General features: G+C 68.6%; 10 protein-coding genes. 1 reads left to right on the top strand and 9 read right to left on the bottom strand.

What is annotated here, in order from left to right; translation table 11 throughout:
• Nucleotides 1-69: 69 nt before the first annotated feature.
• From AB0J42_RS37305 to AB0J42_RS37345, 9 genes are read right to left on the bottom strand one after another with little or no spacing between them, the layout of a single operon-like run.
• Nucleotides 70-972 carry a LysM peptidoglycan-binding domain-containing protein gene (locus AB0J42_RS37305; protein WP_364303248.1) on the bottom strand — a complete coding sequence of 301 codons (903 nt, stop codon included), beginning with the start codon at nt 970-972 and terminating at the stop codon, nt 70-72.
• The gene (locus tag AB0J42_RS37310) at nt 969-1,391 is read right to left on the bottom strand and encodes a pilus assembly protein TadG-related protein (RefSeq protein ID WP_364303250.1); all 423 of its coding nucleotides are present in this window, start codon (nt 1,389-1,391) and stop codon (nt 969-971) included. The genes AB0J42_RS37305 and AB0J42_RS37310 overlap by 4 nt, the downstream gene beginning before the upstream one ends.
• Nucleotides 1,388-1,792 (bottom strand): TadE/TadG family type IV pilus assembly protein, encoded by a 405-nt coding sequence (locus AB0J42_RS37315; protein ID WP_364303252.1) that lies wholly within the window; start codon nt 1,790-1,792, stop codon nt 1,388-1,390. Before AB0J42_RS37315 ends, AB0J42_RS37310 begins: the two co-directional genes overlap by 4 nt.
• Before the next feature lie 23 nt (nt 1,793-1,815).
• Nucleotides 1,816-2,190 (bottom strand): TadE family protein, encoded by a 375-nt coding sequence (locus AB0J42_RS37320; protein ID WP_364303254.1) that lies wholly within the window; start codon nt 2,188-2,190, stop codon nt 1,816-1,818.
• Nucleotides 2,187-2,378, bottom strand: a complete 192-nt coding sequence (locus AB0J42_RS37325) for a hypothetical protein (RefSeq protein ID WP_364303256.1) — start codon at nt 2,376-2,378, stop codon at nt 2,187-2,189. Before AB0J42_RS37325 ends, AB0J42_RS37320 begins: the two co-directional genes overlap by 4 nt.
• Nucleotides 2,379-2,399: 21 nt before the next feature.
• Nucleotides 2,400-3,269, bottom strand: coding sequence for a type II secretion system F family protein (locus AB0J42_RS37330; protein WP_364303258.1), 870 nt, complete (start codon nt 3,267-3,269; stop codon nt 2,400-2,402).
• Nucleotides 3,266-4,099, bottom strand: coding sequence for a type II secretion system F family protein (locus AB0J42_RS37335; protein ID WP_364303260.1), 834 nt, complete (start codon nt 4,097-4,099; stop codon nt 3,266-3,268). The genes AB0J42_RS37330 and AB0J42_RS37335 overlap by 4 nt, the downstream gene beginning before the upstream one ends.
• Nucleotides 4,096-5,409 carry a CpaF/VirB11 family protein gene (locus AB0J42_RS37340; protein WP_364303262.1) on the bottom strand — a complete coding sequence of 438 codons (1,314 nt, stop codon included), beginning with the start codon at nt 5,407-5,409 and terminating at the stop codon, nt 4,096-4,098. The genes AB0J42_RS37335 and AB0J42_RS37340 overlap by 4 nt, the downstream gene beginning before the upstream one ends.
• Entirely contained in the window at nt 5,406-6,146 is a 741-nt protein-coding gene (locus AB0J42_RS37345; RefSeq protein WP_364303264.1) for a hypothetical protein, read from the bottom strand. The genes AB0J42_RS37340 and AB0J42_RS37345 overlap by 4 nt, the downstream gene beginning before the upstream one ends.
• On the opposite strand from AB0J42_RS37345, the gene AB0J42_RS37350 reads away from it, so the two are divergent.
• A complete protein-coding gene (locus AB0J42_RS37350) occupies nt 6,145-6,423 on the top strand; it encodes a hypothetical protein (protein WP_364303266.1) in 279 nt (92 codons plus the stop codon). The genes AB0J42_RS37345 and AB0J42_RS37350 overlap by 2 nt on opposite strands.
• Nucleotides 6,424-6,484: the final 61 nt, after the last annotated feature.

Genomic DNA, 6,484 nt, shown 5'->3' on the forward strand with positions numbered 1-6,484 from the left:
GATCCGGCCTTGGCACCCGTCACCGAGGCCGCCTAAGATCCACCCACGGCACCTACCTCGTCGAGCTTTTTACACCGCTCCGAGGACGCGACCTGGACTGTGTGACGTCGGATTCTTCGCCGGTTTCCGTTCGGGAAGGATCAGGCGCCAGCCGCGTTCGATCACCCTGGGGTCGACAAGTCGTGCTCCGTCTGGCTGCAGACGGCCCTTGTTCAGCTTGTAGATCTCCTTGTACCGGTAGCCGCTCCCGAGGCGCTTTTCGGCGATCTCCCACAGTGTTTCGCCAGATGCCACGGTGTGCACGCGCTCAGATGCCTTCTGGTCGGAGTCGAGCCTGGAGGCGTCGGCGGGCAGTCTCAGCGTCCAGCCAGGTCGGAGCCAGCCGCCGCTGGTGAAGGTCCGGCCGTCGTCCATGACGCGGCCCTGGTTCAGGGCCACGATCTCTCGGTAGCGCATCGGCTCCCCGAGGTGCTTCCTGGCGATCTCCCAGAGCGTGTCCCGGGGCTTGACCACATACCTCTTGTGCTGCGTCGTGGACTCGCAGGTCTCCGGCTCGGCTGCCACCAGGGCGTGGTCGGGCAGCGATGTCGGTGTCGCGGCCATCGCCGCCGCCGGAGCGACTGCGCGCGTGGCCGCGACGGGGGCGGTGGCCGTCAACGTGATCGTGGTGATGAGGTACGCGGCGAGCTGGTGAAAGGGCATGCGGACCCGGACGGGACTCTCCCGGAACGTGCCGATCATCTCGATGAGCACCGCCCAGGCGAACAGCGCCCAGCACGTCCAGATGGTCCCCAGCAGGAGTGCCTTGATGACGACGGGTTCGACCGGTGTGACGAGGTCGTCGAGCGTCGGCAGCTCGATCGGCCAGAAGAAGGCCAGCAGGATTGCGGGGATGCCAGCCAGCAGCATGGCCAGCGTCATGGCCGCTGCGGTCTTGCTGAGGATGGGATGGCGCAGCCCGTACATCGTCATGGTCGTCCTTGTTCGATGCCGTGGAACATTCGCGCCGACGCCTTGGCCGTCGCGGTCACGCTGGTGATGCCCATCAGGGAGACGAGCTTGGTCGGCCGGGACACAGTGACCGTGACCTGGATGGTCCGGTCCCCGGTCATGGCGGCTCTGCCCTGGTGACCGGCGGAGCCGAGGTAGGCGCGTGCGGCGGACAGCGCTTTGGTGCTGTCGATCTCGATCCGGCCGCCCTTGACGTAAACCCGGTCGACGTCAACCTGTCCCGCTCCGGCCCGCGCGGCCTCCTCCGCGACCGCGTACGCCTCCCGGTACGCCTGGATCTTCGTTCCGCCGTCCACCACGAGCCCCGCGCAGATCAGCAACGCCATGGTGAACACCACTGAGAAGGCCGTTACGGAACCCCGATCATCGTGCAGGTTCACGGTTGATCCCTCCTCGCTCGGAAGGCATCAATCGGACTGCTGAAAGTGCTGGTCAGGATTCTGGAGCCGGGGATTCCGGCAAGAGCCAGGTCGCCCAGCTCGACCTCGCAGGTCACGGTGGCAGCCACGAGCGCAGGAGTTCCGACCGGTGCGGAGAAGCCACTGGTGTCCACGGCCACGGAAGGGGCGCACTTCAGTCCCTCGCGGGCAAGGGCCGCACGCGCGCTCTCCAGGGCGGCTGAGCGCGCCGAGGCCGAGTCCCGCGCAATGGACGCCTGCCGGGCCGCGTCCCTGGCAGCGGCTTCGATCGCTGCGTGGGCGATGGTGACGCGGCCGACTGCGATCATCATCACCAGCATCGCGAGCAGGGCGGGTGCGATGATCGCAGTTTCCAACGCCATGGAGCCACGGTCGGAGCTCGACGTCATCCGGTGGTCCACTTCTCCATCGGGGCTCGGGCCTCCTGCTCGACGGTGAGATCAAGCAGCGGGACCAAGCTGATCGCCTGGCCCCGGACCGTTACCACGACTGTGTCCCCGGCACGACCGACGTTCACCATCGGCGATTGCAGGAACGATCCCCCTACCTCCTGGGCGAAGCGCTCCGCCATCCCCTGTCCTGCTGTGAAGCTGGAGCCATACGCGCGTCCGATGCGGAGCCCTTCCTGGGCCGCGGAGAGGGCGATGTTCCGGGCGTGGAACCACAGCGCAGTGTTGACCGCGATCAGAACCAGCAGCAGCACCGCGGGATAGACGACCGCGGCCTCCAGGGTCGCCGAGCCCCGCTCGCGAGCCGTCATCCGATCTTGGCCAGTTGGTCGTTGACGACCTGCGTGATCTTCGCTCCCGCCGCGAGGGCGAGCAGGAACACGACGGCAGCGATGATCACCCACTCCAAGGTGGAAGCGCCCCGTTCCGGATCCAAGGTGTGCCGGTCAAGGCGCTCCTTCAGCTGTACGAATAGGGCCAGCAGGCTCTTGTTGATCATCGTGAGTACCTCCGGGAGGGGTCAGCCTCCGGCCATCCGGGTGAAGGCGGGATAGCCGAGCAACAGCAGGAATCCGATGACCGACAGCGCCATCGGGACGGTCATGGTTTCGGTACGGGACCTGGCCCTGGAGACCTCTGCGGACAGTTCCGCCTCCCGCAGGGACTGCGCCTTGGCCATGAGGGTGTCGAGGATGCCGGCGCCGCGCGTCCCGGCGGTCCTGGCGATCGAGGCCAGGTCGGCGAGTTCGGTCACGCCGATCTCCTCCGATAGCCGGCTGAGCTCGTCCCATGCGCTCCCGGTGCCGCGGCGTGCTGGGTCGAGTGCGAGGGCGAGTCGCCGGAACGTCCATCCCTCGCCGACTTTCGCCGCGGACTCCAGCGCGTCTGCCGGCCCGGCGCCGGCCGCGCGAGCGAGTGCCACGAGATCCAGGTATGCGACGATCGCCTGTCGGAACGCCTTCCGTGCTTCGGCGGCCTGCCCGCGGATGGCGGCATCCGGGGCGAAGAACACGGCGACGGCGAAGGCAGCGCAGGCTGCCCAGGAGATCATCCACGGCAGCGTGACGCCGAGCAGCGCGCACCAGCCCCAGAACACGATCGGGCCGGCCGCCGCCAGCAGGATCATCAAGCCCTTCTGGACAAGGTAGTCGTCGGTCGTCTTACCGAGCAGCGCGAGGTCTGTGCGTGGTGCCCGTGCGCCGACCAGGGTGCCGGCGAGCTTTCTGACGAGGTGGCTGCGCCAGTCCCCTTCCGGTTCCGTACGGCTCCCGCCGGGTCTGAGCCGTTCCATCGCAGGCGCGAGCGCTGGTGGGGCGGGGAACAGCGCGGCGAGCGCCAGGGAGGCGCCAAGTCCGACCAGCGCGCCAGACGCCAGGACGAGCCCGATCACGACGGATCTCCCGATGGGTTGAGGAACCGGTGTCCCTTCGGCGGCCTGGCCAAGCGGTGCAGCCACACGAAGGCTCCCGCGTACAGGAAGATGACGATGGCGAGGACGGCCTGCCCGCTGAAGGTGCCGAACGGTGCGACGTACGACTGGTTGAGCAGGGCGAAGGCGGTGTAGCCGAGCAAGGCGCCGATGACCCAGCGGGCGGTGGTCCGGTGGGTGGCGCGTTCGGCGTCGATCTCCCGCCGCGCCGCGACGTCCTTCGCGACCGTACGGGCGAGGCCCTGGAGGACCTCGCGCAACCCCTTGCCTCGTGCCCGGCAGGCCAGGATCAGCGCCGCGGCAATCACATCACCGGTGGGGTCGTCCAGCTCGTCGGCGAACATGCGCAGCGCCTGTTCGGTCGGGGTCCGGTAGGCGAGGCGTCGCGCGAGTGTCCGGACCTCGGTGGCGATCGGTTGTGGCGGGTTCGCGGCGCTTGATTGCAGCGCCTCCTCGATGCCCGCGCTGCCGCCGAGGACGTCGGCCAGGTGGCGTGTCCATGCTTCGAGCGCTTCAACCCGCTCGATCCGGCGCACGGTCTCGCGGTTGGTAAGCATGCGCGGCAGGACCACCACACCCACCGCCGTCCCTACGGCGGCGACCGGCCAGCCCGTCACCCAGTACGTCACCGCGAACGCGACCACGGCGGAGAGCGCCGGGACCGGAGGGATCCGCGGTAGCCGACGGGATGGGCGCGGCGGCCGTTCCGGCACACCAGGGGATCCGGCTACGGCAAGCAGTGGTCCCGCGACCAGCAGTGCGCCGGCGAGCGCGGCGAGCCACTGGGTCATGCGTACGCCCCGCTCCAGGTCCGGGGCACGAACAAGTTCGCGTCGAAGCCCGCGGCGACCAGTTCGTCCATGCAGTGCGGGATGGTGTTCGGCACGGCTCGGCCGTCCGGTCCCGGGACGTAGACGTGGTTGACCGCGGGTTCCAGACCGTCGCCGGGTGGCAGCACCTCGTTGACCTCGGCGACGTAGCGGCGGTTGACCAGACCGTCGAGGTCGTGGCGGAGTTCGTGGCCGAGGTGGACGACGAAGTCGACGGCCATGCCGATCGTGCGGAACAGGGTGTCCGGGGCGATGGTGAGGCCGCCCGATCCGGCGAGGATGAGCATCCGGGCGAACACCTGGTCCGCCGAGTCCGCGTGCATGGTGCAGATGGAGCCGTTGCCGCCGGTGTTCATCGCCTCGAGCATCGGCACCATCTCGTCGCCGCGGACCTCGCCGACGATGATGCGGCGGGCGTTGAAGCGGAGCGCGTCCTCGATGAGCTGGTGCATGGTGATCGCGCCCAGCCCTTCAGTATTGCCCTCGCGGGCCTCCAGGGCGAGAACGTCGCGGTGGCGATCAGTCTGGAGGTGGAGGAAGAGCTCGTACTCCTTCTCGACCGTGGCGATCCGCTCGTCGGGGTCGATCTCGGCGGCGAGAGCGCGGGCAAAGGTGGTCTTGCCGTCGCCCATGCCGCCGGTGATCACGATGTCCTTGCGCGCTCGAACGGCGGCGCCGAGGAACGCGCGGGTCCCCTTGTCGAGCGTGCCGTTCAGGACGAGGTCGTCGAGATCGGCGTCCAGCATGCCGTGACGGCGGATGGACAGGCACGGGCGCGGGGTGACGCCCATGAGGGCGGCCATGCGGGTGCGATGGCCGACCGACAGGTGGAGGCGTGGTCTGGCGATGGAGAAGTCGCGGGAGGTCTGGCCCTGGTAGGCGGCCCAGCGTCGGACGTTCTCCACCAGTTGCTCGTCGCTGTCGGCTACGGGCGGGCCGAGGGCTTTGCGGCCGTCTGAGTAGGTGATCCACACCTGGTCGCAGCCGTTGACGTCGATGTTCTCGACCTCGGGGTCGTCGACGAACGGCTGAAGACGGCCGAGTTCGAAGATCTCGTTGTAGACGGCTTCGGCGAGTAGGTGTTCCTCGTCCAGGTTAGGGACGTTTCTGCCTGCCAGGGCGTGGCTGTCGACGTACTCGCGGACCAGGTCGGTGATGGCCGCCTTGGCAAACTCGCGGATCGTGTCGTCGCTGGTCATGCCTGCCTCGTCCAAGGCTTCGGTGACCTTGGGGAGGATCTCGCGTACGGCGGCTTGCGGGTCGAAACTCATGCCGTCACCTCGTCTCGTACGAGCTGGTGACGGAGGTTTACGGCGAGGGAGCGCGCGGCTCGCAGGAGCAGGGAACGCGGGACGTAGCGTTCGTTGCCAGTGCCGTGGGAGAGGACCGAAGCCGCGCGGGGGTCGTGTGGAAGGTGGTCAGCTACCTCCGTGCCGAGCGTTCTGGCGACTTCTTTCCGGCTGTATGGGCCTGCGCCCACGAGAAGGACACGTGGTTCGGGGCGGGGGCCGCGCAGGGCCTTGATCTCCTGGAGGCGGGGAGCCGCTGCGGACAGGTCCATGAGGGTGGGTCGGGCCACGACGAGGACCTGTTCCGCGCGGAGTAGCAGCGGGGTCGGGGTGTCGGAGCCGCCTATCCGGCCGAGGTCCGCGACGACGTCGCCCGGTGTGGTGGCGAAGGTGTCGGCGATGTCGGTCCAGAGCGGCTGGACTGACGCGACCTGGGCTGGTTCGGCGAGGCCTGGGAGGATCCGCCGAGGTTCGGGGTCGCTCAGGTGGTAGGTCTGCTCGGCCAGGGCGGTTTCGAGAGCAGCGCCGCGGCGGAGTTGGACCGCCCATTCGCCCAGGCCACGCTCACGAGAATGGCCCAGGAGGTAGCCGGACAGCAGGCTGCCGCCGGCTGGGTCGCATTCGGCGAGCAGGATGTCGCGTGGCCAGGTGAGTGTGAGCGCGAGCCCGGTGGTCGTCACGCCGGGGCTGTGGCCACCTGAGCAGAGCACGATCAGCATGGGCTCACTCCGCCCTGGCCTCGAGGACGATCGCGATCTTGCCCATGGCCGCCTGGCGGGCGAGAGCAGGACCGTTCGCTGCTGGGACGACGAGGTCCACGACGATGAGGCCATCGGCGTCCGCCTGGCCGACCCGATCGACACGGGCGAAGTGATCACGCCCTTGCTGAGTACCGGAAAGCACTGCCGTGGCCACGACGCGGTCGCCGGGCTGGATTCCTCGGGCGGGGAGTTGGCTCGCCTTGAGAGGGCGATTCGTGAGTTGATGCCCCTTTGATCGCTTGCGCTGCGTGAGGAGTGCTGGTCACGGGCTCGTTGCCGGATTACGGACGCGGCTG

The organism is Nonomuraea sp. NPDC049649 (assembly GCF_040675175.1).
Classification (GTDB): domain Bacteria; phylum Actinomycetota; class Actinomycetes; order Streptosporangiales; family Streptosporangiaceae; genus Nonomuraea.